This is a genomic window from Leptospira neocaledonica, from assembly GCF_002812205.1.
Taxonomy (GTDB): Bacteria; Spirochaetota; Leptospiria; order Leptospirales; family Leptospiraceae; genus Leptospira_B; species Leptospira_B neocaledonica.
In genome coordinates, this window is sequence record NZ_NPEA01000001.1 from 424,013 (window position 1) to 447,322 (window position 23,310).

Below are 23,310 nucleotides of genomic sequence, written 5' to 3' on the forward strand. Positions count from 1 at the left end.
GTCAACTGAGATTAGGTCAGATTCAGAGAAATCAGAGTGATATCGTCCTGAGGTTCTTTTTCTCCCAGGTGAGCTTTCATTTCATTTATGATATGAGAATGAAGTTCTAGTCCGCTCAATCCGGACTCTCTGTAAATTTTTTCTATCCTTTCTTCTCCGAATGGGTTTTGTTCCGAATCGAATTCTTCAAAGATCCCATCTGTCAACATCAGTATAGAATCGCCTTCGGAGTATTCGAATTCTTCTTCCAAATATTCCATCTTTGCATTCAAACCCAAAAGAGAACCTGTTCTTTCCAAAGGTTTGATCCCCGATTTCGATTTCCATAAAAGTGCAGGATGGCCCCCGGACGCAAATCTGATCTTTCTTTCTATGGTATCCACGTCCAAGATAAAACAGGAAAAATACATTTGTAGGTTTTTGAAATTCCTACAATAATCCGTATTAATTCCTTTGATCAGCTCCACAGGAGAATCCGCTAAATATTTGAGCGGTTCATAAACTCCTTTGATGGTCATAGTCACAAGTGCTGCTTGCACCCCATGACCGGTGGCATCGGCCAAAATCACCCTGAGAACACCTGGACGAAATTCGAATATATCGAACCAATCTCCCCCGACTTCCATTACAGGAACATAATTTACAAAAGTTTGAACCCCCGGAATGGAATAATCGATCGGCGGGAGTAAACTATTCTGTACTCTTTTTGCAAGATTTAATTCTTCCTTCATTAATCGATAAAATCTGGTTAGTTCTTGGGAACGGGACTCTACTTCCGCTTCCAGATTTTGTAGGAGGTCCAACCTCTCCCTATCAACCGTTTTGAGTTCTTCTACGGTTCCTCTTAATTTTTTTTGGATAGATATTCTATCGGTGATATCTCGGAGTATTAGAGTATATCCTTTCCCGGAAGAAGTATTTACCTTGGAAACGGAGGCTTCTAAAATAGGTTCCGTTCCATTCTTACGTCTAGCCCTAAACGGTCCAAAAATCCCTCGATCGGGACTTTCTCCTATTTTATGTAATACTTTAGAAAAAAGTTTATTACGTCTTTTAGGAAGTAGAAAATCCAAAGACTTTCCGTTCACTTCCCAAGAGGAATATCCGAACAATTTCTCAGCTGCCGGATTCATCATCAGGATTTCCATGGATTCGTTCACGGAAAGAATAGAATCCAAAGAAGTTCTCACAAGTTCGGATAATCTTTCCTCAGATTCTTTGAGTTTTACTTCTCCTTCTTTTCTGGAAGTCACATCGCGCAAATAGACTGCGATGTCTTCGACAGAAGGAAAGATACGGACCTCATACCAAATATTTTCTTTCGGATCTAAGATTTCTAAATCTTTTGGAAGTCCGGAATGCATGGACTCTATCATCGCAGGGAATAAAGAAGTAAAATTGAATTGGGGAAGAATTTCCGGTAATCTTTTACCGACCAAATTTTCTCGGATAATATCTAGAAGTTTTTCGGCCTCGAAATTGGCGTATAAGATCTTAAGCTCCTTGTCCAGGGACAAAAAAGCGTCCGTAATTCTCTCTAAGATCCGAATTACATCTTTTCTAGAAGCGGATTGAAATGGTGTGCGGGTTCCGGAAGTTTTTTCCTCTGCTTCTGACATAGGAGATCAAAAGTATCCCCTCGCCTAAAGCAAGGTCAAGAAATCTTTTCCGAAGCGGGGATCATGATGTGAAATGTAGCGTATTCATCCTCGGAACTTTCCACCTCTATCTCTCCGCCCATCTCTCGAACGATCTCATAGCTTACAGAAAGTCCAAGCCCAGTTCCGACCGTGGTTGGTTTTGTAGTGAAGAATGGATCAAAAATCCGATTCAGATTCTCTTCACCTATCCCAAGCCCCCAGTCTTTCACCGTGACACGGACAAAACGTGTATCCCCTCTCTGAATAATGGTTTGAGATACCTGAATCCTCTTCTGATCCGTTTCGAACGGATATTTTTCGTTGAGAGAATCCCTTGCATTTGTGATCAAGTTTAGAAAAACCTGTTTTAGTTTTTGCGGCTCGCCTAGTACCAATGAAATTTCGGAGTCAGGATCCACCAAACGATCCATTCCTTCTATCCTAATCCCGTCTCGTACTAAAAACGGTAACAGAAGTTGGATAGAAGAATATAAAATTTCTCCCGTAGATACGTGAGCTTTAATACCTTCTTCTTTATGAGCAAAACCTAATAGACTTCTTACAATCCCGGAAATTCTTTCACTTTCCCGGATAATCACTTCCATATTTTTAGAAAGGGATTCGTTCTCTTCTACCTGAGTGCGAACAAGCTCGGCATAATTTAAGATACCTGTAAGAGGATTATTGATTTCATGTGCCACACCTGCGGCCAAGGTCCCGAGGGCCTCCAACTTTTGTCTATGCCTTTGAGATTCCATTCTTCTCAAACGATCCGAATCGGATTCTTTTTGCTGAGTGGTATCTGAGATCGCAAGCAGGATCGCGCTAATCTCTCTTTGTTTTGTAACCGGAGATATCCTAATATAATAATGACTTCTTTTACCTGTGAAGCTACTCCATTCTTCGAATGCTTCCGGCTTTCCGGTATTCAATACCCTTGCGATGACTGACTGTAGTTTTAATGCATCGGAAGTTTTTAATACTTCGAAAAAGTTTTTGCCTTGGATCTCTTCTGCCGGAATCCCTGTGAATGTTTTATTAATGAATAATACGTTTCCATTCAAGTCCATGATAACTACGAAATCCATTCCTTCCATCAAGAAGGAACGCCAACGATAATCGGAATCTTCTAAAGAGTAATCTTTTAAAAGACCTTCTTCATCCAACTCTTGAATCTGAACGAGCACTCTACCTTCTGCCGTTGGAATCCGGTTAGCTCTTACATATACCTTTTTGTATCCATTTACGGAAAGAAGTCTTGTTCTTGCAGAAAACACTTTTGGGACTTCATGTCTAGATTTGTCCAGGAAAGCGTCCATCAGACTTTCTGTATCGTCTGGGTGTGCAAACTGGGACCATTTCATTCGTCCCTCTATCTCCTTTTTTTTCCTTCCGGAGATATCTTCGAACTTCTGGTTGACCAATGCGATTGTTCCATCCGGTTCCACCAAAAAGGCGGCTAATGGTTGGTGCTCGAATAAAGTACGATATTGGGAAGAAGATGCAGCAGTTAATGTGTTTTCTTGATTCAAAACCGTCTTCCTCCCCTTTTTCTCTGTATAGTAGATGGGAAGAGCGGCCTTGTTTAAATATTACAAATTTGGAAAAAAAAGAAGAAGAAGGATGTGCTCGGATGCAGGTTTGTCGTGAATTGCAGTGAAATCGTGATAATTTTCTACTGTTGCTTCTGATTCCTTAGAATAGAAGCAACAGAATTAACACAGAAATGTCAGTAGACTTTTAACAATTCTACTTCGAAAATCAGGGTAGAATTCGGAGGAATAGTTCCCGCACCGGAACTTCCATAACCCATTTCAGGAGGGATGGTCAATTTACGAATTCCACCTTCTTTCATGCCTTGGACTCCCTTATCCCAACCGCGGATCACTTGCCCAGCACCCAAATCGAAACGGAAAGGAGTTCCTCTATCTTTGGAGCTATCGAATTTTTTCCCGTTGGTAAGCCAGCCGGTATAATGAACGGTTACGTTAGACCCATTGAAGGCCTCTTTTCCGGTCCCCTTTTTGATGTCCTTAATCACCAGACCATTCTGAGCTTGAGCAAATACATTCAGGCTCAAAACGAATGCTGAGATTAAAATTGCAGTTAATATATAGATTCTTTTTAGATTCATTTTCCTCTACCTCCAGTACGTCTGACGGAACTTCCAAAACCTCCCGTGGTCTGGCTTCCCTGCACCTTATTGTGACCAGGTCCACCTTTTACGGATTGTTTTTTATCGAATTCCTTTTTCCATTCTTCGGCGTCTACCACCGTCAAAACCTTACCGGAAACCTCGAACTTGTTTAAAGCTTCCAGGGCCTTTTTTGCTGCTCCATCTTCCATTTCTAAAGAACCGTAACCCAGAGAACGTCCTGTGAGTTTGTCCTTTTTAATGGATATATGTTCAGCCTTTCCGTATTTGGAGAATAGTTTTTCCAAATCTTCTTCCTTCCATTCTTGAGGAAGATTGCCCACTGAAATCTTCATACCGCCTCCTTTTTTATTTCGCGACGATCGATCACCAGTCTCCTGCTTTCTAAGAAAACCGGTTAGATCACCCATTCTTTCAGGTCGGGGGGAAATCGAAAGCGCATTTCATAATCACCATTTTGAAAAAGAAACCGACGGAAATTTGGGTTGAGGCTCCCACTTTGCCTTAAATACTACCCAAAAGGCCCGGTTCGGGCGGTCTCCCTTCAAAATTTCCAGGAATAGGATACATGGATATCTTCTTAATCATCGTAGGAGTCATGGCTGTACTCGGAGTAATGGACTTACTCGTCGGAGTTTCCAATGACGCAGTGAACTTTACGAATTCGGCAGTCGGTTCTAGAGCGGCTTCCAGAAAAATCATCCTGATCGTTTCTGCATTCGGTATTTTACTCGGGGCATTGAGCTCCAGCGGAATGATGGAGGTCGCAAGAAAAGGGATCTTTCATCCTGAATTTTTCAGCTTAGCCGAGTTGATGTTCTTATTTTTGGCGGTGATGGTTTCCGATATCATCCTTCTGGATTTATATAATACCTTAGGACTGCCTACCTCGACGACTGTCTCTTTGGTTTTCGAATTATTAGGCGCCTCTTTGGTCCTGGCTCTTCTCAAAGCAGACACACTAAACGACGCATTTAAGATTATAAACTCAGAGTCCGCTTTAAAGATCATCTTCGGGATCGCACTGTCAGTGATACTCGCCTTTTTTGCCGGACTCGTCCTGATGTTCTTCTTCCGATTGATCTTCAGTTTCCGTCTAGAAAAAACAATGAGATGGTTCGGGGGAATTTTTTCGGGACTGGCAGTCACAGTTGTGATCTTCTTCATTCTACTCACCGCAATGAAGGGTTCCACTTTCTTGAGTAAGGAAGTTTTGGCCTGGATCCAGACCAATTTTAAAACCATTCTGGCCTTAAGTTTTATAGGATTTTCCATCCTATTCCAAATCTTGATCTTCTCCAAAGTGAACGTTTTAAAGATCGTTGTGCTATTTGGAACCGCAGCACTTGCAATGGCATTTGCAAGTAATGACCTAGTGAACTTCATAGGGGTTCCGATCGCAAGTTTACAAACTCACGAGTTGATCAAAGCAGCTAATTGGGACGCAAATACAATGGCAAGCGGCTTAGGAAAAGAAGTTCTTACGGACAATAGGCTTCTGATCGGCGCCGCCTTGATTATGATCATCGCATTATTCAAATCCAAGAAGGCAGAAACAGTCACTAGGACCGAAGTCAGCTTAGGTTCTCAAGGCGAAACAATAGAAGCTTACCAATCCAGTTTAGTAGCAAGAGTGTTCGTCCAGATCGCAGTCGGAATCTATTATCCTATAAAAAGATTTTTACCTTCTATCGTCCGAAATTGGATTGCTTCCAGATTCAAACAAAGCGGGACCTTGGAACTTGTCCGTCTACATGAGAGTGACGCGTTCGATCTATTAAGAGCATCCGTAAATATTCTGATCGCATCGGCGCTGATTCTTGTAGGGACCATCGAAAAACTTCCTCTCTCTACCACTTTCGTTACCTTCATGGTAGCGATGGGAACTTCTCTTGCGGACGGAGCTTGGCAAAAGGAAAATGCAGTCAATCGTGTCAGCGGAGTTTTAACAGTTGTAGGCGGATGGTTTATGACTGCGGTTTTTGCCTCTTTCACCGGTGGATTTATCGCGGCTTTATTTTATTACTTCGGCTTTGCAGCAGTAGTCGTAGTTTTAGTGTTCACATTCTTCTTGGTGATCGCATTTAATCGTATCCACAAGAAAAGAAAGGCCGAATACGATGAGAATCTGGAAAAACTTCTACTCTTAACCAAACATCCTGAAAAAGCACTTTCTAAGTCTCTTTCTTCTTTGTTAGGAAATTTGTTATTAGCGAAGAAGGCAATGAATACACTTTCTTCCGGTTATATTGGAGGAAAGAAGAAGGACTTTAAACAGGCTTCTAAAATATTAAAGAACCTGAAAAAGAATTACGAATCTTCTATCTCCGGTTTTTTAAGTCTGGTTGATAGACATTTTGACGAGTCGGATTTCCAATCCATTCACCCTTTTACGAATGCACTCGGTTATATTGACCGTATCACTGAAAATCTTACGAATATTCACAGGAACACCTCCGAAAAAATAGATCGTTTCCAAACAGGACTTACTAAGGACGAAAGAGAAGATCTAAAAGAATTACGCAAACTGGCGGAAGATCTTTTTGAACTTCTGGCACAGGCGGACAAGGTTCCGGGTCTCGTAGACAAGGCAAGATCGGGCAAAAAAGCAAAAGAACTTTCGGATCTCAAAGTTCGTATTTACAAAAACCAGATGAAACGTATCCGCAAGGGAGACAGCAAACTGAAATCCAGTGTAGCTTATTTTCTGGTAATAGAAGAGCTTGTGGATATTAACGAAAACTTATTTGCTCTGGCAGAAGAACTGGTCTGGGTTTTACCTTGGATTGAAACCAAGAAGAAACAATTTGCAAAAGGAAATATCGGTCCTTCCAAGCTAGAATTCCCCAAAGCCAAAGATAAGAAGAAAAAAAAGAAGAAGTAAGAAATCTCGCACGGAGTTCACAGAGGACGAGGAGATAGAATGGGCAATGTTGGAATTCCAACATTGCGGTTCTTATTACAGAGATTCATTTAATTTGTTGCATGTAGTCAGTCTTACAGTGCGATTTGTGGAAAATCCTCAGAACTATCCGATGTAGGAGTTCCTACATCGGATATCTAAACTCTCAGTGGTCTCCGTGGCTTCTGCGCGAAACCACTGTTCTCTTAACCGGAGTATTTAGAATACAGGATCGGTCCGAAAGCGGTCACAAGTAAGGTCAAAGTCAGAACAATAATCGGAATTACGATATGTTCATGCCTTGCAAAGAAACCTTTGGTCTCTAAACTTTTATCCTCTATCAACTGCTCTCTCACTACATGTTTGGTCAACAGGTGATTGAGTGCAACCGGTGGGGTCAAATACCCCAACTCAAAGGAAACAAGTGCAGTCATCCAGAAATTCAAAGGATGGATCCCGTTTGCCTTTGCGATCGGATACAAGGTTACTGAAACCAAGATCACAGCACCGTAAGGGTCCATCAACATTCCGATAATCACAAGTGCGAAAGTAAGAATGAGCATTGCAGACAATGGAGAACCAAGATGAGTCGGGAATAGATTGATCACTTCCGATCTTTCGAAAACCCCGCCCATAGATGCAGACATTCCCATCAAAAGAAGAAGAGCTCCTAAGTGAGAGCCGGCATCGTAGGAAGTTCTGGCAAGTTCAACTTCTTCCGTATGAGTTTCTCCATTCTCCAATTTTTCCTTTTTGGAAATACGATAGTCGATGAATAATAAAGCAAGCATCGCAATCGGAAGAATATAAGGAGCGGTTCTCTCGTCGAAATGAGTTCCGAGCGCAAGAACAATCGTCAAAACGATCGCAACGGAGATCACTAAATAAACCGAAAACGATTTCAGCGCTTTTAAAGATTTACCTAAAGCATCTTGTTCGGGACGAATCTTCCAGGATTCGGTTCTACTAAACCAGCTAACAATCAAGAAGAAGGTAGTCGATAAAGCAAATACTCTCCATCCCCAATAGAATAATTCATCAGTGGTAACTTCCAAGTTTAAGGAAGCTACGATCACAACGAGTAAACAAGGAGGTAAAACAACTCCCAAACTTCCAGACATTGCAGTAGCAGCTAATGCTCTTTCTTGGCTTGCACCTGCCCTTCTCAATTCTTTGAAGATGGTAGCTCCTAATGCAAGAACTACGATTCCGGAAGCTCCACTATAGGCAGTAGGAAGAGCAGCAACCACAACTACAATCACCGCCATAAGCTCGGAAGGGAATTTCCAAGGGTTTAATAAGTCGAAAAATCTTCTGCCTAAGGATGTATCTCTCAATAGAATACCGGTCCATACATACAAACCGATCTGGATATACAAGGAAGCATGTGCGGTCAATTTCTGGAGATAGATTGCAAGTCCTGCCGGATGATGTTCCAGTAAGAAAAAGTACAAACCGCAGATAATCGACATCCAAGCATAAAGAGGAACACATAATAATGCGTTGGAAAGTTTTGTATTCTGCTTACCTTCTCCATTTTTAAAAAGAGGGTTTTTTAAATTATAAAAGTTTAATCCAGCTAAAAGAATCAGTCCGAGAACCCAAAGCACCTGGATCTGAGCCTCCACACCTTTTTGAAGAGGATACATGAACGCAGCAGAAACCATGATGATGGAATTTGCGATGATCTGGCTCCATTCGGTGATCTTTTCCTCTTTAGAGTTTTCTGGATTTCGAAGAGCGATATGATATCTTCTGGTAGTGGAAACTGTTCCTGCTACGAGCAGAAGTACCACCATCGTCATAGGAATATAATCGATGGCCGAGATAGTAAGCCAAGAAAGCCTACGCTCGAATCCACAATATAATTTCTGTCCTGTAGTAAGAGAGCCCGCGAGCTTCTCCAACTCCAATTGTGTTTCGGTGGGTCCTGTAGGAACTCCTACATTCTTCCCGCCAGTTGTATCTCCAAGACCGATATCGTCCAAAGCGTCCATATCCGCTTGGCTGACTTCCGCCTTTGTATCCGCTTCCGCATTCGGATCGACGACACAAACATTTCGGATCATTGCATAGTTCGGCCAAATACTGCCGCCTAAGCCGAGTAACCTAGCTTGTACTAGCTGGCTTCCACTTTGAACAAGGGGTACGAATAAAAAGAATAATACCGCCCAGGAAACGATTTTTCTCCACATAGAATATCCTCTGGAATCTGCGATTGATTGATATAAGAGTAGCGGGAAAGAATTTTCCCGCCTTTTTTATGTTAGTTTTGGAAATTATTCCAGGTTATCGGCGCACTCAGCGGCTTCTTTATCCGCACTGCAACGAACCCTTTTCATTAATTTCAGAATGGTTGGATGATATACTTTTTTGTCTCTCAGCCTAATTCTAACTTCTCTGAATTTTTCGAAATAGTTCTTTTGAAGATCTTTTGGAACTTCTATCCAATACTTAGCTGGGATTTCTTGCTCCGCCTTTTTAGTAAGAGAAAGCATTGCATCAAATTGAGTAGCCGCCCATGCTCTGGAAGTGTTTCCAAAACCTTCTGCAAAATCCTTGTGGCGAGCTACAATTTGGAAGGTCAATTGCCCGATAGGAAAACGAACGATTCCACCATTCGGAGAAATTCCTTTCATGAGTTCCAAAGGTTTGATCCCGATTGCCGGAGAATAACAAGCATCCGCTCTTCCGTTATTAAAAATACCTGCAAAAGTAGCGATCTCAGCAGGAACCATAGAAGCTCCTACAATATCCACCATTGTAGTGGCAGCTTGGTCATAAGTTAAAGTAGCGATTTTTCTACCTGCCAAGTCCTTGATATCTTTCAAGTTTTTGTCTCTTAATAAAAGATAAACTGCTCCACCAGGGAACATAGCCATGGTCTCGTAATCGCCGTCAGTATTCAGTTCTCTTACTTTAGGATTTGATAATGCTTCGATTGTTTTGCGTAGAAGGTCATAACTTGGCAATGCACCGATCGCTTCGATGGATCCTGATTCATGCACATAACTTCTTACTCTAAGAGAAGTTAAGAATGCCATATTACATTTTCCGGCTTTGAAGTCGGAATTTGCCACAACTTCGTCAGTATAAGCTTTTAGATCCAGGCGAATTCCCCAGGTTAAAGCTTGTGCTTGGTATCTTTGTGCCGCTTTAAACACATCTCCGTGTGCGCCGGAAGGATCGAATACACACATGGATCGATCCACCGTCTCCGCTGCTCCCACGCCTACGGACATCCAAGTCCCAAGAATGATTACCGATAGAATGAGAAACTTCTTCATATAGTTTTTTCTCCTTAAGGTCCCTTTTTTTTCGTTTTCCACCCAAGAACCCGCTCAAAGATCTTTTAACAGATCGTCTTCTTCTTTATTGTTTTTCTTTTTTCCCGGGAAAGAGGAGAAATTAATCGGTCCCCTATGTCCGGTCTCTTTCATCCAAATTTTATCAGATTCATGACGAGATAAATTTTCCGCAAAAGCTTCCAAGAAAAGATATTCTTTCTTTGCAGGTATTTGGCTAAGAACTTTAGAATGTTCTAATATAAGTTTTTTGATCTTTTCTACGTCGCCTTTTCCGGCAGCGGCTTGGATCTGGAAGGCTCTAGACATACGAACTCCGGCTTGATCGCCTTGTTTGACTGCCTCTTCCATTTGTTTATTAGCATCCTTTCCCTCAGGAGTTGCACCTGGAACTGAAAGCCATACTACAGCTTCCAATGCCAAAGGAGTTCCCCACCATTTTTTAGAATCTAAACATTTAGATCCGCCTGCAACTACGCTAGGCACTTCGCGAGTGATCCCCGCATATCCTTGAGAAGCAAAATCATGAAGAATAGCCAATAATCCGGAAGAAAGTCCTACTAAATAGTATAACTCTTCGTGTTCGCTGATAGAAGGACATTTTCCATTCCATTCTCCAAAGTATTGGAGAAATCTATTATGCGCGTCCCCGTATCTTTTTGCGGCTATCCCATGGTAACGAATCTGTCTTGCCTGGTTGTCCAGAGCTTCTTCTCCCTTACCCTTGCGGACTGCAGCGATATACAAAAGTTCCGCTTCCTGTGCCTGTTTTTCCGCACACATTCCTGCTCCCATTTGAGCTACCATCGTAGCTAATTCCACGGAAGCTCCAGTTCTTTCGAAAGAAGATACTAAAGGTCCAAGTGCAGTTCCTCCATTACAGATCGCATCCAAGTCGTCAGAAGCTAGATAATGAGGGACCAAATGGTCTTGGGCATAAGAGTTTAAAGTTGTACCGGTAACTCTATATACGATGGAACAGTTTGCCAGGGTAATTGTAACAATCGTTACAAAAAAAAGGATTCGTTTATTCATTTTATTTCGGGGGTTATTTTTACTTAGAATTATGGGGGATTCTGGAAGAACGTACAGAAGGGATTTACTTCGTCCAATATTTTTTTTCTAATGAGCGTTTTATTTTATGGTGCAGTGTTTCCTAAAAACAATCAGCTCACTGGAGAAGTGACCCGGATCTTTTCTATAAGAGATACTGTCTCTTGGTCAGGTTCCACACCTAATTCTTTTTTCAGGATCTTCTTCATATCTTCGAATTTGCGCAAAGCTTCGTTTTTACGATCTAAAGATTGTAAAGACTCAAAGTGAAATCTCCAAGCCCTTTCATCCAGATCATCCAAACGTATCCAACTTTCCGAATCGGAAAGTAGAGAATTAGCATCCCCTGCTTTTTGGGAATACTCGCATAAGATTCTATAAATTTCGATTAGGTTCTTGCGCAGATATTCACGTTTTAGTTCTGATTCAGGGAAATACAGATCGAATTCGAAAAAATCTCCCGTATAAAGCTCTTGTGCTTCTCTATAGGATTGTACTGCTTCTTCTTCTTTTTTGTTTCGAAGTAACTTTCCGGCAGTCTCAAACTTTCTCTCGAATTCCACAAAGTCCGCTTCTACTAATTCAGGATGGAAGAATAATCTATCTTCTGCGAATACGACCGCTTCCGGATTTCCTAAAATTTTACGGAGACGGAAAAGTAACGCATGTAGGCTGTTCAGAGCATTTTTCTCGGACATTCCTGGCCAAAGATTTTCTAATAATTCTTCCTTATGTACACCTTTTCCAAAACGTACTAACAAAAGTTTAATGAGTTTGAGTAGTTTTTTCTTACTGGAATATTCAGCTGCAGGGATCTTCTTCCCATCCAAATCCAATTCTAATGGACCTAAAGCTCTTACGCTCAATTTTTTAGGGTTACGGTTTTTCTCTTTGAGACCTTTGGATTCGGAACCTTCTCCAGTTAAGTCTTTCGCTTGTATTCTAAAAGAAGAAGCCTCCGGCTTAGTAAGCCATTTGGAAACGGATTCCTTAAATTCCATACGGACTTCCCTTTCCGACTTATTCACAGTCAGGAAGCTGTCCACACAGAACATTAGGATCAAAAAGCTAAAATGAGAAGTATATGGAATGCCGAGCAAATCGCTTGCTACCAAGATATCTGCAATCAAACTCGCGAAAAAAAATACCAATCCGTAAAATAGAAAATGATTTCTAAATCTGTTCTTACGGAACTGATTCATTACCTTCATTACTGTCCAGATAATCATTAGAATACTGGAAAGAAAGATAAACTGCATAATGGTAGGCTGATCTGTTTCATAGATCACTATACCTAAAGAAGGAAAATGTTTCGGATGAGCAACGCTCATTGTATAAGCGTTCGGATCCTGCAAAAGTATCCCTACCAGGATCAGGTTCATGAACACGTATAGCAGAATGAAGTCCCTGCTAAAAAGTTTTTTATAGTTATTCACGAATAATGCGATAAACGTAGCAAATACCACCGCTGTCGCATTCTCCACTCTTTCCCAGGGTAAAGCCTTTTCAGGATTTTCTACATTGATTGTTTGGATAAAACAAAATAGATAAGCTCCATACGCAACTTGAAGCAAGGCAAAGTAAAGAAGGTATGACTGCTTCCGATTTCTAAAATATAAAACTAAATTATGAATCGTACGGTAAACTAATACAGTCACCACCAAATAACATGAAAGCTGGTAATACGTCATATCCACTTTTCGTTTCCTATCTTATCCAGATTCCTGCAACCCATTTATGAAAACGGGACAAAAATTGTGACTAAATGCTCACTATTTTTAAATGCAAGTATTTGAATGAGTTTCCTTTTCTTTTTTAGAAGATTATATAGCGCGTTCTAACGATCGTTATGAAATAATAACCGCCGTTCGACAAAAATCGAACGAAAACTTTTGCGAAATTGTAGCAAAAGAAAATCAAAATTGCATAATATCGATTGAGTGAAGACTCACTCATAAGTTTTTTCTAATTTAGTAATCCAATAAGCTCTCATAAAAAAAAACCGAAAGGGGAAAACCCTTTCGGTCATTTCGATATCTAGTTTTTCGAAATAGCTAGGAGTGTTTAAGGGCAGACAATCAGAGACGCAGGATCTGTAACAGCTTGTCCTACGAATCTCATTCCTCCTAACAGATACGGATCCGCAACTTGAGGAGTATTCAAGGTGAAGAATTGTACCTTATCACTCTTCGCACTGATCGCACAGGATTGAGTTCCTGCAGGATTGATCAATTTAGGGAAAGTGATGTCTGGAGGCATTGGTATCTCTTTCATAATACTGTTCACCATTGGTATCACCAAAGTGGTGACTAACGGAGAGATCACTGATTTAATACCGTCAGGATCCAAACCGAATGGATTATAAGTTTGTCCTTCTAAAACTTCTACGGCATAATCCAAGTTATTCACCGGATCCAAGATTACCTGAAGTGCATTTAAGTTAGCAAATGCAGGGTTATTGGTCGGGTTGGAGAACATTTTGAAACGGAAGTCAGCGTCCGCAGCAAAACTTATCCGAACTGTTCCAAGAGTTTGTTGGTAACCGTTCGCCCTCGTATCGGCTTGGCAATCTGTAAGTTCATCGTCCACGAGTCCTGTGCAAGAAGTTGGTTTCTTAGCGATGATCTGCAATTGCATTTCAGTAAAATACAATCTCATCTTAGGTACTCCAGTGGCAGTCATCGGTTTAAACTTCACGTTAGGTGCATGGATCGGAGACATCACCATATCGATATCATCGTAAGATTTTACCGGAGGTGCTATCGCATTGGAACCGTTCAGACCTTGTAATTTATTTCTTCCTGGCACAAGGATTGTAACCAGAGGAGAAGCTTTTAAGAAAGAAGTGGTCAACGCGAACAGAGGATCTGCGCCGGCAAAAGCATTCATTCCATCGATAAACGCTTTGTTTAACACGATATCCAATCCCCTTCTCTGCCATAAATGGAATGCAGCCTGAGAGATCGTATCTGTATGCATAGAGATCAAGAACCCAGGGTTCGCAGCGGATTGGCTGAATTGATAAGTAGAAGGAGGTGGATTTGCCGCAGTCCAAGTCCTTGTAGTAACCATTCCTGTTTTTCCGGATTGGGTTCTGAGTCCACCTGCAGGGTTATAACCGCTCGTAAACGCAAAGTCCAGAGAAGTCACAAGTCCTTTATTAGTACCATCATGTTTGATGGCAGCATCCGTATTCAATTTGAACTTCACCGTTAATGGGAAGTTTCCAAGTGGTGCGGGAAGATAACTTGGTAAAGTGATCGTAACTCCAGTGTCTCTCAAGTCGGCAATCACCGAGTTCAGAACGTTAGGAGCAATCCTTTGCACGATATCTCTGAGCATGTATTGGGTGATAATCTGTTTCACTTGGTCCACAGTCAGGTTCGCCATATTACTAAGCTCTTCTCTACCTACGAGAGCTTCGATGATGGTGTTAAAACCTTCACTACCATGAATATAAGTCATCGGAGCAGTATACATGAAGTCAGAAGTATCTTCCCCAGGATATAAACCTGATAACGACATATGCAAAGGGTTTGCCCATGGGCGTATGAAGAAGTTATTCGAATTCGCAAGTATCTGTGCAACGCTAGGATTATCAGGGAAATAATCGTCGTTCACGGTAAAAGGAGTCCGAACAGTCATATTGATTAAACCGTCGGAAGTCACAGTCATATTGTTACGAGTACGAGCCAATGCCAAACGAGGTTTGGAAAGTTTTACGTCGTTCCAATCATAACCTGCCGGATTTAAAGTTCCTTCTACTGCAGGATCCCAGTTCAACTTAGCAGTTGTTCTGAATACGAGCAATGCACCCGGTCCGTTAAATGCCCCATACCAATCCTCGAAACGAGAGACTACTAAAAGATCCACTTCGGTATATCTGGATTTAAGATCCAAACCTAATCCAGGATTTACTCCTCCGGAGCCAGGGTTTACTTTTAAGTCTGCAACAACGTTTCCTAACTGGGTTCCGGTTCCTGCAGAACAACCATGAGTTGCGTTATTTGATCCACAACGGACAAACTTAGGAAGTCTCATGTCCGTTACATATACGTCCAGAGTGATAGCAGCACTTCCGTCTGCAATTCCACCGGAAGCCACGTTTAAGATAGCACTGTATTTAGAGAATGGTCCCGGAGCGATTTTTTCGATATGATATGAATCGAAGAAACATGCGGGGAATGCACAATCTAACAAATCTTCTCCTGCCGATCCGATATCACCTTCCGGTCTACCGAATGGAGAGAATACTGTGGAAGTATATCCGCCGTTTTTATAAGATTTTACATCGGTAGGATAATGGCAAAGACTCCAAGCGGCCTCACCCCAATGGAATAAATTTTTACAAGCCTGAGGATAATTTGCGTTATTCTGGTTTTGCCCACAGTTATTACTATTATAGGTATTCCACCATTGGTCTCTATCGATACCATTTCTCTTTTTAGGGTGATAAGGAGGTCCGTTATCCGTAACACAGTCAGGGTGTCTTACCCAACAATATCCTCTTCCAGCGCCGCCAGATTTAGCTCCAAACACAGGAATATAATCGAAATCTTTAAATGCTGCTACGTTCGCATCCCCAGACATTTTAGCATCTTGTCTCATACAAGCTTCGCCGATGGTCCAATTTCCGTTTTCGAAGAATTTTTTCTTAGGAAAATCAGGCATTCCTAATAAGAATTCTTGGAAAGTACGAGGAGTTCCGGTTGAATCCTTCACCTTGAAAGCGCCTGTAGTATATTTCTGGATGGCTTTTCCTAAGAATGGAAGCATCTGCGCTTCGTCCATTACACCGTTTGCCACGTAAGGAAGAACTCCGTTGGCATTCTCCAATCTACCGTAGTTAAAGCTAAAATACTTGCGGAAAGTTTTTCCGTTCGTAGTAGCAATCTCATAATAGTAGGTATTCCCACCGACCGTTGGAGGAACTTGAGAAGTGCTCAGGTTCAAAGAAATTGTAGCGCTCATAGAGCAAGGAGGAGTGGTACAAATATCCTGAGAATTGCTGGATCCGATCTTTTTCAAAGAAACGGATTGGATATAATTTTCTCCCGCAACAGGGCTTGAATATGTAGAAGCGAGTGTAAGAGCGGCGGACTGGTCGAATGTTATATCATTCGTGCCGTTCAAAGTGTATTGGCTTCCTTGTGTGATCTTATTTGTAAGACCATAATCCAATCCAGTTCTGAAAGTGATTGTATAGTTTTCGAGAGAAACCGCGCCTATGGTAGCAGCGTCCTGATTGATAGTAAGAGTATAAGTCTCAGCCGGTTTCAATTCTCTATAAGGATTGAAACGAAGTTTCTGACTACTCATCCAATAGAATTCTCCACCAGGAGTAGGTCCGGAAAGATTTCCGGAAACGCCGGTGATGGAAAAACTCGATTCTACAGTAGCCTTATTCATCGGATGGGAAAAACGGATTTCCAATTCTTTGTATCTATCCACGTTTTCAGTGGAATTGATGAATAAAGTTGCCTGAGGATTACTAGAACCAAAATCTACAGGAAGAACAGCGGTATCGTTGTCCACACTGTTATACGGAGGCTGAAGATTCGGATTCGCGCCGAATATTCTTCCTCCAGAAAAGAATCCTAGGTCGAAAATATCCGACATTGCAAATCCTTTCATTTTTTCAGGGCTACATCCTAAAACGCCTGCCCATAAAATAGAAAGGATCGCGAGTTTGATTCCCTTATCGACATTAGAAACTTTTATATTTTTCAGATTCATTTCCAGCCCTCGACTTATTTTTCCCAAAAAAATTCTCTTCATTATTCTCACCGGGTGAATACCGTAACAAACCTATCCCAATAGGTGTCCGAGTTTTCATCTTCGTTAAATCTGTCGTAGAATACGAATCCGTCCGGGAATTGTTTTTTACCCGTAGAAGCAAGATCCGCAAAAATACCCATCAACACTCCTGCCGTATAGATCAGTGAGCTTTGGTCTTCTCTTTGTGTTTGGATCATATCCGACACTAAAAGTCGTTTAGCGTCTTTGAATATGGATTTAAGTGAATGCGGACTTTTCATATCCGCTTCTAAGTAAGAGTAGAATTCGCCGGTCTTTACGATTCCCATCAACACTCCTACGGTGCTTCTTCCGTAAGGAGCGGAGACTTGTGCAAGATCTGCAGTATCTACGCTTAATAAATTCGTAATTAAGTAATCCTGGGTATTGGACTGATCACGAGTGAGTCCTCCCAGAAGATCCACGATCCCTGACAACTGGGCATTCGTAGGAATATTATCTATGATCATGTCCATGGAGAAATCCAAGGTAGGGATCAGACTATAAACAGAATCCGGATCGAAATAATCCCGGAGACGAACCGCCCAATTCCCTAACCTATCCCACTCCGGATCATAGATATTCGCAACGCGTGAGTCAGGGAATGCCGCAAGCATATCTCTAACTTCTCCTAAGTATGCTTCCAAGTTGAATTGGACTGCGGTTGGACTTTCGTTTGCAAGTTTCACTTCGCCGATCAAATCCGCGATGGATTGGAAGGTAAGAAGTGCACCACTTGCTCTTTCCGGTTTTCCCATCTCGGCAAGCATTTGCACGAATGTGGATAAAAGGTCCGTTCTGGACATCAAATTCAAGAGTCCGTCTTGGTATCTTCTCTCATTTTCAGCTAAGATAGAAAGTGGAGAACGTACAGGTTTACTGGAGATCGGATCCAGATAGCGGAAGAAATACTCCGATTCAGTTGCAGAGTTACTTCTCACGCTCGAGTCAGAGTTCACAATTTTTACGACATCGATCGTTCTTCCACCGCTATTAGGCTCAGGATCTGTAATCCTTGCCAGAAGTGGTCTAGTTAAAGCTGCACTAAGTCCAGTTAATATCTGGAATGGGTTTTTGTTCAAACTTGGGCTTGCTTGGTCATCCAAAGTCCAGGCAAGAGAAAGTATCAAAGGAAGAAGTCGGTTTCTTTGTCCCCAAGCATCTTCTACTGATTTTCCGTAAAGAGCCACATTCGGTCCGGATGGAAGAACCTTATCCGGAGTTAAGAAAGAAAGTCTTTCCATTACGGCAAAGTTAGCCGCAATCACTTGAGGAATTACTCCGTAAGAATCTTCCGGACTCGGATAGAAAATACTGTAAACGGAAGCGTCCCCTAAACTATTGAATGTCAAAGAACCAGAACCGCTCGTTCCATAATCCCAGGCTTCCAGATAGAACATACTATCACCCGGAATATCAGAATAATTCTCTTGTAGAATCGGGACACCAGGTTGTCTGAAATTAGGTTGAGTTGAACTTGCACAACCAGGTTTAATAAAAGTATTTTTGATCTTCCAGATCGCATTGATACGATCCGCACAAACTGTTCCGTCTTGCAGGACTGGTCTTGCATTCATAAGACCAGTCATACCATTTGCGATTAATGTCACAAATGCCGCCATCTTATACGGAACACCGCTACCAAGAGAAGCACGTAAAGGAATGACTGCCACCATACGTTTTTCATGAAGAAGCCATTGGAAATTCTTATAGATCGCTTCCTCGTCGGTATCTACCGCCCTTTCGGTTACATTGTCTTTTGGAATTTCCCAAACAGGGATGCTCCAACCTTTTGCTCCGGAAGCATTCGCGCCGGCAGCAACCGGAGTGAAAGAATTATTAGCTACAACCGCATTTGTTTCGCGTCCGCCTGGACCTACCCACTTACAGATTGTTCCACCGCTACAAGAGCCGCTTGCAGTATTCGAAACCTTAATTCTGTATTCGGAAGTATTCCAGGATTCTTTGTAAATCAGGTCCACACCATTGGAATCTCTATATAATTTTCCATCGATAGTGAGGACATTCCCGCCTGAATCCACACGGTTTTTATTATAGTATGGGCCGCCGCCGGAGATCAGAACGGTGCGGATCAATTTCATGATAAAAGGAATCGTCTTGGTATAGACCGGATCATTGGCAACAGGTATGATCGCTGGATCCGGAGCTTCCAATAAGGTTAAAGTTGGAGTATTGAGCCCGATGGAAAGAGCTGTAGGAGTAGAAGCATCCCCATTCTTAAACACAGCACCGTCAACAGAGCTTTGGTTCATAAAAGATTTGATCCCAATGCTTCCAGTCATTGCAGATCTCATAGAATAGATACTGTCACCTACGGTGAGAACTCCGCCAGTCATAGGGCCGCCGTTTACGGAACCGTTAGGCTCTAATCTCATAATAGAAGTATCAGCAGGATTTTCCCAACGGAATCCGAAAGTATCGGACAAGGTTAGAATGAACATTAAGGATTCTAATGCGGTAATAGGGCTACTGGTAATATTCGCAGGATCAGCTCTGTCCAAACCGGAAGCATCCATACGGATCAACTCTCTAAGAGAATTGTCTACACCGGTTACACCTGAGGAGAAATCGAACTTTGCAAAGTTTTTAGCCATTTCCAAGGAGAGAATAACGTTTGGATCAGCAGTATAATTTCCTCCTCTTCCAAGCATTGGCCTTAAATAACGGAAGGATTCTGACATGACGGTAGCAAATTCCGAAGGATAAGTAGCATCCCTATAATCCGCAAAGGCAGGATCAGAATATACAGAACCGCCTACTGTATAAAATTTCTCTAAATTAACTACCAGGTTTTTAAGAACAGTCTCGGAAGACTTAGCATCGCTAAATCCCGCTCTTTGGCGGAACGATTTTCCAAGAGCGGAAATGATCTGGATCATTTTTTCCTTCATCACTCTGTCGGAGATGAGAGAAGGATCCACCATTCCTTGTAAGAGCCCGAAGATCGCTTGTTTTGCATTCGTGTTCCTGTTAATCGCCTTATCGATTACATCCTCTAATTCTACAAACAGGATACGAATTTCAGGATCTTTTAATACTGTGGAAACCTCTTTGAACTTGGTTTCCATAGTTTCTTTAGAATAATTCATGTACATGTACTTCAACGCAGTCTGGCTTAAAGGAGCCATATTACGGAGCACAGGTTTACGATAGGTGCGTAGAGATTCCAACCAAGGCTGAAGAACATCGAATGCGTTATTCGGTGCTTTTTCTATACGATCTAAAAGAGAATGAACTCTAAGAAGAGACTGACGCACATGAGCTTCCGGTTTAAGAAGAAGATCTCCGGAGACCCGCAAGAACCCCACGATATCCTCTCTATAAGGAATGGTCATGGAGGACTCTAATTTAAGATTGAAATTAATAGGTTCTAAACTTTGGAAACCTGATTTGATGGAAGGATAATCATCAAACAAATTAAAAAGACGAATTCCTTTATAATCGATATTATCGTAAAAAGTATCCGCGCTTGATTTCTCACCACCTGCCTGACAGCCCATCCCCAGAGCCAAACACAGCGAGAAAAGAATGTGTGCTTTCTTTATATTCATATCTATTAGCTTATCCTAACAGTTTCTTTCCAAGTATGGACAGCATAGCGATCGCTACATAAAGCAGGCTTATATCAGGCTTATATTTCCAATGCATTTGAAAAAAAATAAGCGAGACACTATAAAAAGTTTCCGGGTGATTTTGGGCTCTTTTTAAAATAACAATTGTTATTCAATATAAGACTTTTCGATTGGAAGTCTCAATCTATCTTTTGATACTTCAATTTTGTCTATTCGAATTAAGACTATATTACAAAAAACGAAAATGCCTCTCTATCCCTCTGGAGATAATGTATAAATAACATCTGTTTTATATAATTTATTCTAGATTTTGTTCTAACTCGTCGAAGTGCCTACAAAATTCCCCTCAGTCTCCTCTCCCCCAAATCAGAAAGGGAATCCTTGACAACTTACTCTGAGTTTTGGATTCTCCCTGCCATGCCTCCAGAGGGAATGGGAAGTCATAGTTACTACAATCCAGGGATTTGGTTCCAGATCTTATGGGCAATTACCCAATTCGGGACAGCACTTGGAATTCTAATGTCCCTGGGGCAGTTGGTTTTGGAGAAAAAGACAGCTCTAAATAGGCTTTTGGCCCTGATTTTCCTGATTTTGGGCCTGATCCAGGGCAGCTTTTTACTCTTAGTTTCCGGCTATTACGTAGAATTTCCAAGAATTTCGCTTATCCAATTTCCTCTTATTGCCTCCGTTGGCCCCATCTTATTCGGAATCCATAGCGTGAGCCAAGATAGAGATTCGGAAGAAGTCTCTTCCTTAGGCTTGGAGAAGAAACATCTACTCCTTCCCTCCCTTGTCTGGCTCGTATACATTTTAGCAGTTCTACTTCTCCCCAAAGATTGGATCTTGGAAAAGATCTCGATTTTTTTAAGAGAAACAGGCTGGAATGAGGGGGAGATCCTACTCTCCTCCCCAATACTAATTTTGATCTTTTATATCGGCCTCATTTTAAAAGGGAGTTCCGACCTTCTTCGGTGGGAGATACTACAAGAAGAATGGACTGCAAGGATTCTTGCATTCATGGTAGTTTCCACATTCTTGAACCTAGGGTTTGGTGGGATCTACTTGTCCAGTAAGATGCCTATCTTTCTTCTCGCCTGCTCCGCGATGATGGGTGTAAGCCTTTGTCTCGCCTACTTGATTGGGCATAAACGACCGGAATTCTTCCAGGTGCTTCAAGAAGTAAGCCAGGCTACCAGACAAAAATATGCACGTTCTCTTCTCTCTGGAGTGAACAGGCAGGCACTTAGAGACAGCTTAACCCAGCTCATGGAAAAAGAAAAATTATACAGAGACGAAAAGTTAGGACTTGCTGATCTTGCAGATGAACTTGCACTTTCCACCCACCAAATCTCGGAACTGATCAACCAAGAATTGGGGAAAAATTTCTCCGCATTTGTAAACGATTACAGGATTAAAGAAGCCTGTGAACTTCTCCAAAAAGAACCGAATAGATCCATTTTAGACATAGCCTTCGAAGTGGGATTTGCTACCAAATCCTCGTTTCATAGAGCATTCCAAAAACATACAGGCAAAACACCTTCTGAATTTAGAGGAAGCCAATCCGTTTGATGCCAAACCAACTCAATTGTACAAATGTAAATCGGTAAAAATTTATAGATTCAGACCGAATCCATAGTTGCATTCGATCAATTGGGACGACTCTTTTCGGAAATTTCCGTAAGATATGGACAACCGAAAACAAAAACGGAGAAAACCGATGATCGCCATTGCGGAAAGACAGATGATTCAGGTTCCAACCAAACTTTATACTAGATTGTCCCAAAAAGAAAAAAGTAAGAAGATCATGAAATGGATCCGCTTCCGGGATAAAAAGTTACGTAACAAATTCGAATTCTTAAAACATCAGGACGAATTAGGCCTTACGATCACCCTGGGTTCTGCTGCAGGAATGATCCTATTTGCTGGACTTTATATCGCAGGGATCATTCCTGCTTGGGCATGTATTATAGCCAACGGAGTTCTTGCTTCCATTCTTCACGAAGTCGAACACGACTTAATTCATAATTTATATTATAAGGATAATCTAAAGATCCAAAACTTTATGTTTTGGATGGTATGGATCTTCCGTGGAAACACGGTCAGTCCTTGGTATAGAAGAATGATCCATACTCTTCATCATAAAGTATCCGGCCATAAAGAAGATATAGAAGAACGTCTGATCGGGAACGGAATGAAATTCGGGTTAAAACGTTTTATCACCATGATGGACGGAAATATGTCTTTCTTATTCCAATCACATATCTTACGCAGAGAAGCTCCTAAATTTAAAAGAAGTGAGATCACTCGTTCCAGTTGGCCTTATCTTGTGATCTATTTTCATCTCTGGTATAATTTCCTATTCATCAATCTTTTCTACATTGGAAATGAATTACTTGGAAAGCCTGTAGAAATTCCCGCTTGGTTGGATACGGTCCGTCACTTTTTAAATATTTCAGCAGTAGTGTATACCATTCCGAATTGGATCAGGCAAACTAGTATCCAAGTTGTTTCTTCTAATATGCATTATTACGGAGATGTTAAAGGGCTTCATGACCAAACTCAGGTTTTAAATCGTTGGTTCTTATTTCCTCTTCATCTATTTTGTTTCAATTTTGGAAGCACACATGGAATCCATCATTTCGTAGTGAACCAGCCTTTTTATCTCAGGCAAGCGGTGGCACCTTTCGTTCATCCTGCGATGAAACGTTATGGGATCAGATTTAATGATTTCGGAAGTATTTTCAGGGCGAATCGTTTGGGAAAAGAACAAGTCTTAGCGGCTTAAAGTTTAAACTTTCTTCTTTGGTATGGGGATTCGGGCGAAAGTCCGAATCCTTCTTCTTTTCTGCTTTATTACAAATTATAG

The 23,310-nt window shown here is 41.5% G+C and carries 13 protein-coding genes; 3 read left to right on the forward strand and 10 right to left on the reverse strand.

Annotation, left to right across the window (positions count from 1 at the left end):
* Positions 1 to 11: 11 nt before the first annotated feature.
* The 4 genes from CH365_RS01985 to CH365_RS02000 form a co-directional block, all read right to left on the reverse strand.
* Positions 12 to 1,619, reverse strand: coding sequence for a SpoIIE family protein phosphatase (locus tag CH365_RS01985; protein WP_100766917.1), 1,608 nt, complete (start codon positions 1,617 to 1,619; stop codon positions 12 to 14).
* 35 nt (positions 1,620 to 1,654) lie between these two features.
* Positions 1,655 to 3,172 carry a PAS domain-containing sensor histidine kinase gene (locus CH365_RS01990; protein WP_100766918.1) on the reverse strand — a complete coding sequence of 506 codons (1,518 nt, stop codon included), beginning with the start codon at positions 3,170 to 3,172 and terminating at the stop codon, positions 1,655 to 1,657.
* Positions 3,173 to 3,369: 197 nt separating this feature from the next.
* Complete coding sequence (locus tag CH365_RS01995) at positions 3,370 to 3,774, reverse strand: FKBP-type peptidyl-prolyl cis-trans isomerase (protein ID WP_100766919.1); 405 nt, start codon at positions 3,772 to 3,774, stop codon at positions 3,370 to 3,372.
* Positions 3,771 to 4,130 (reverse strand): RNA-binding protein, encoded by a 360-nt coding sequence (locus tag CH365_RS02000; RefSeq protein WP_100766920.1) that lies wholly within the window; start codon positions 4,128 to 4,130, stop codon positions 3,771 to 3,773. Before CH365_RS02000 ends, CH365_RS01995 begins: the two co-directional genes overlap by 4 nt.
* Positions 4,131 to 4,363: 233 nt before the next feature.
* On the opposite strand from CH365_RS02000, the gene CH365_RS02005 reads away from it, so the two are divergent.
* Positions 4,364 to 6,679 carry an inorganic phosphate transporter gene (locus CH365_RS02005; RefSeq protein WP_100766921.1) on the forward strand — a complete coding sequence of 772 codons (2,316 nt, stop codon included), beginning with the start codon at positions 4,364 to 4,366 and terminating at the stop codon, positions 6,677 to 6,679.
* A 224-nt stretch (positions 6,680 to 6,903) separates the two neighbouring features.
* Here CH365_RS02005 and CH365_RS02010 read toward each other — a convergent pair whose 3' ends face one another.
* The 6 genes from CH365_RS02010 to CH365_RS02035 all read right to left on the reverse strand — a co-directional run bounded on the left by CH365_RS02010 (position 6,904) and on the right by CH365_RS02035 (position 20,372).
* A complete protein-coding gene (locus tag CH365_RS02010) occupies positions 6,904 to 8,892 on the reverse strand; it encodes a TRAP transporter large permease subunit (RefSeq protein ID WP_100766922.1) in 1,989 nt (662 codons plus the stop codon).
* Positions 8,893 to 8,976: 84 nt separating this feature from the next.
* Positions 8,977 to 9,984, reverse strand: coding sequence for a putative solute-binding protein (locus CH365_RS02015; protein WP_100767022.1), 1,008 nt, complete (start codon positions 9,982 to 9,984; stop codon positions 8,977 to 8,979).
* Positions 9,985 to 10,038: 54 nt separating this feature from the next.
* Complete coding sequence (locus CH365_RS02020) at positions 10,039 to 11,037, reverse strand: hypothetical protein (RefSeq protein ID WP_100766923.1); 999 nt, start codon at positions 11,035 to 11,037, stop codon at positions 10,039 to 10,041.
* Between the two features lie 131 nt (positions 11,038 to 11,168).
* Positions 11,169 to 12,746, reverse strand: a complete 1,578-nt coding sequence (locus tag CH365_RS02025) for a BTAD domain-containing putative transcriptional regulator (RefSeq protein WP_100766924.1) — start codon at positions 12,744 to 12,746, stop codon at positions 11,169 to 11,171.
* A 373-nt stretch (positions 12,747 to 13,119) separates the two neighbouring features.
* On the reverse strand, positions 13,120 to 16,833 hold the full coding sequence (locus tag CH365_RS02030; protein ID WP_100766925.1) for an Ig-like domain-containing domain: 3,714 nt from the start codon (positions 16,831 to 16,833) through the stop codon (positions 13,120 to 13,122).
* 5 nt (positions 16,834 to 16,838) lie between these two features.
* A complete protein-coding gene (locus CH365_RS02035; protein WP_244282942.1) occupies positions 16,839 to 20,372 on the reverse strand; it encodes a tryptophan 2,3-dioxygenase in 3,534 nt (1,177 codons plus the stop codon).
* A gap of 489 nt (positions 20,373 to 20,861) precedes the next feature.
* Between CH365_RS02035 and CH365_RS02040 the strand changes: the two genes are divergently transcribed.
* On the forward strand, positions 20,862 to 22,013 hold the full coding sequence (locus CH365_RS02040; protein WP_100766927.1) for a helix-turn-helix domain-containing protein: 1,152 nt from the start codon (positions 20,862 to 20,864) through the stop codon (positions 22,011 to 22,013).
* Positions 22,014 to 22,161: 148 nt separating this feature from the next.
* The gene (locus tag CH365_RS02045; RefSeq protein ID WP_100767023.1) at positions 22,162 to 23,229 is read left to right on the forward strand and encodes a fatty acid desaturase; all 1,068 of its coding nucleotides are present in this window, start codon (positions 22,162 to 22,164) and stop codon (positions 23,227 to 23,229) included.
* Positions 23,230 to 23,310: the final 81 nt, after the last annotated feature.

Coding starts and splice junctions, on each gene's coding strand:
- CH365_RS02035 (WP_244282942.1), bottom strand. CDS start 20,372: ATGGGCTGTCAGGCAGGTGGTGAGAAATCAAGCGCGGATACTTTTTAC.
- CH365_RS02025 (WP_100766924.1), bottom strand. CDS start 12,746: ATGACGTATTACCAGCTTTCATGTTATTTGGTGGTGACTGTATTAGTT.
- CH365_RS02010 (WP_100766922.1), bottom strand. CDS start 8,892: ATGTGGAGAAAAATCGTTTCCTGGGCGGTATTATTCTTTTTATTCGTA.
- CH365_RS01985 (WP_100766917.1), bottom strand. CDS start 1,619: ATGTCAGAAGCAGAGGAAAAAACTTCCGGAACCCGCACACCATTTCAA.
- CH365_RS01995 (WP_100766919.1), bottom strand. CDS start 3,774: ATGAATCTAAAAAGAATCTATATATTAACTGCAATTTTAATCTCAGCA.
- CH365_RS02040 (WP_100766927.1), top strand. CDS start 20,862: ATGCCTCCAGAGGGAATGGGAAGTCATAGTTACTACAATCCAGGGATT.
- CH365_RS02045 (WP_100767023.1), top strand. CDS start 22,162: ATGATCGCCATTGCGGAAAGACAGATGATTCAGGTTCCAACCAAACTT.
- CH365_RS02030 (WP_100766925.1), bottom strand. CDS start 16,833: ATGAAGAGAATTTTTTTGGGAAAAATAAGTCGAGGGCTGGAAATGAAT.
- CH365_RS02000 (WP_100766920.1), bottom strand. CDS start 4,130: ATGAAGATTTCAGTGGGCAATCTTCCTCAAGAATGGAAGGAAGAAGAT.
- CH365_RS02015 (WP_100767022.1), bottom strand. CDS start 9,984: ATGAAGAAGTTTCTCATTCTATCGGTAATCATTCTTGGGACTTGGATG.
- CH365_RS02005 (WP_100766921.1), top strand. CDS start 4,364: ATGGATATCTTCTTAATCATCGTAGGAGTCATGGCTGTACTCGGAGTA.
- CH365_RS02020 (WP_100766923.1), bottom strand. CDS start 11,037: ATGAATAAACGAATCCTTTTTTTTGTAACGATTGTTACAATTACCCTG.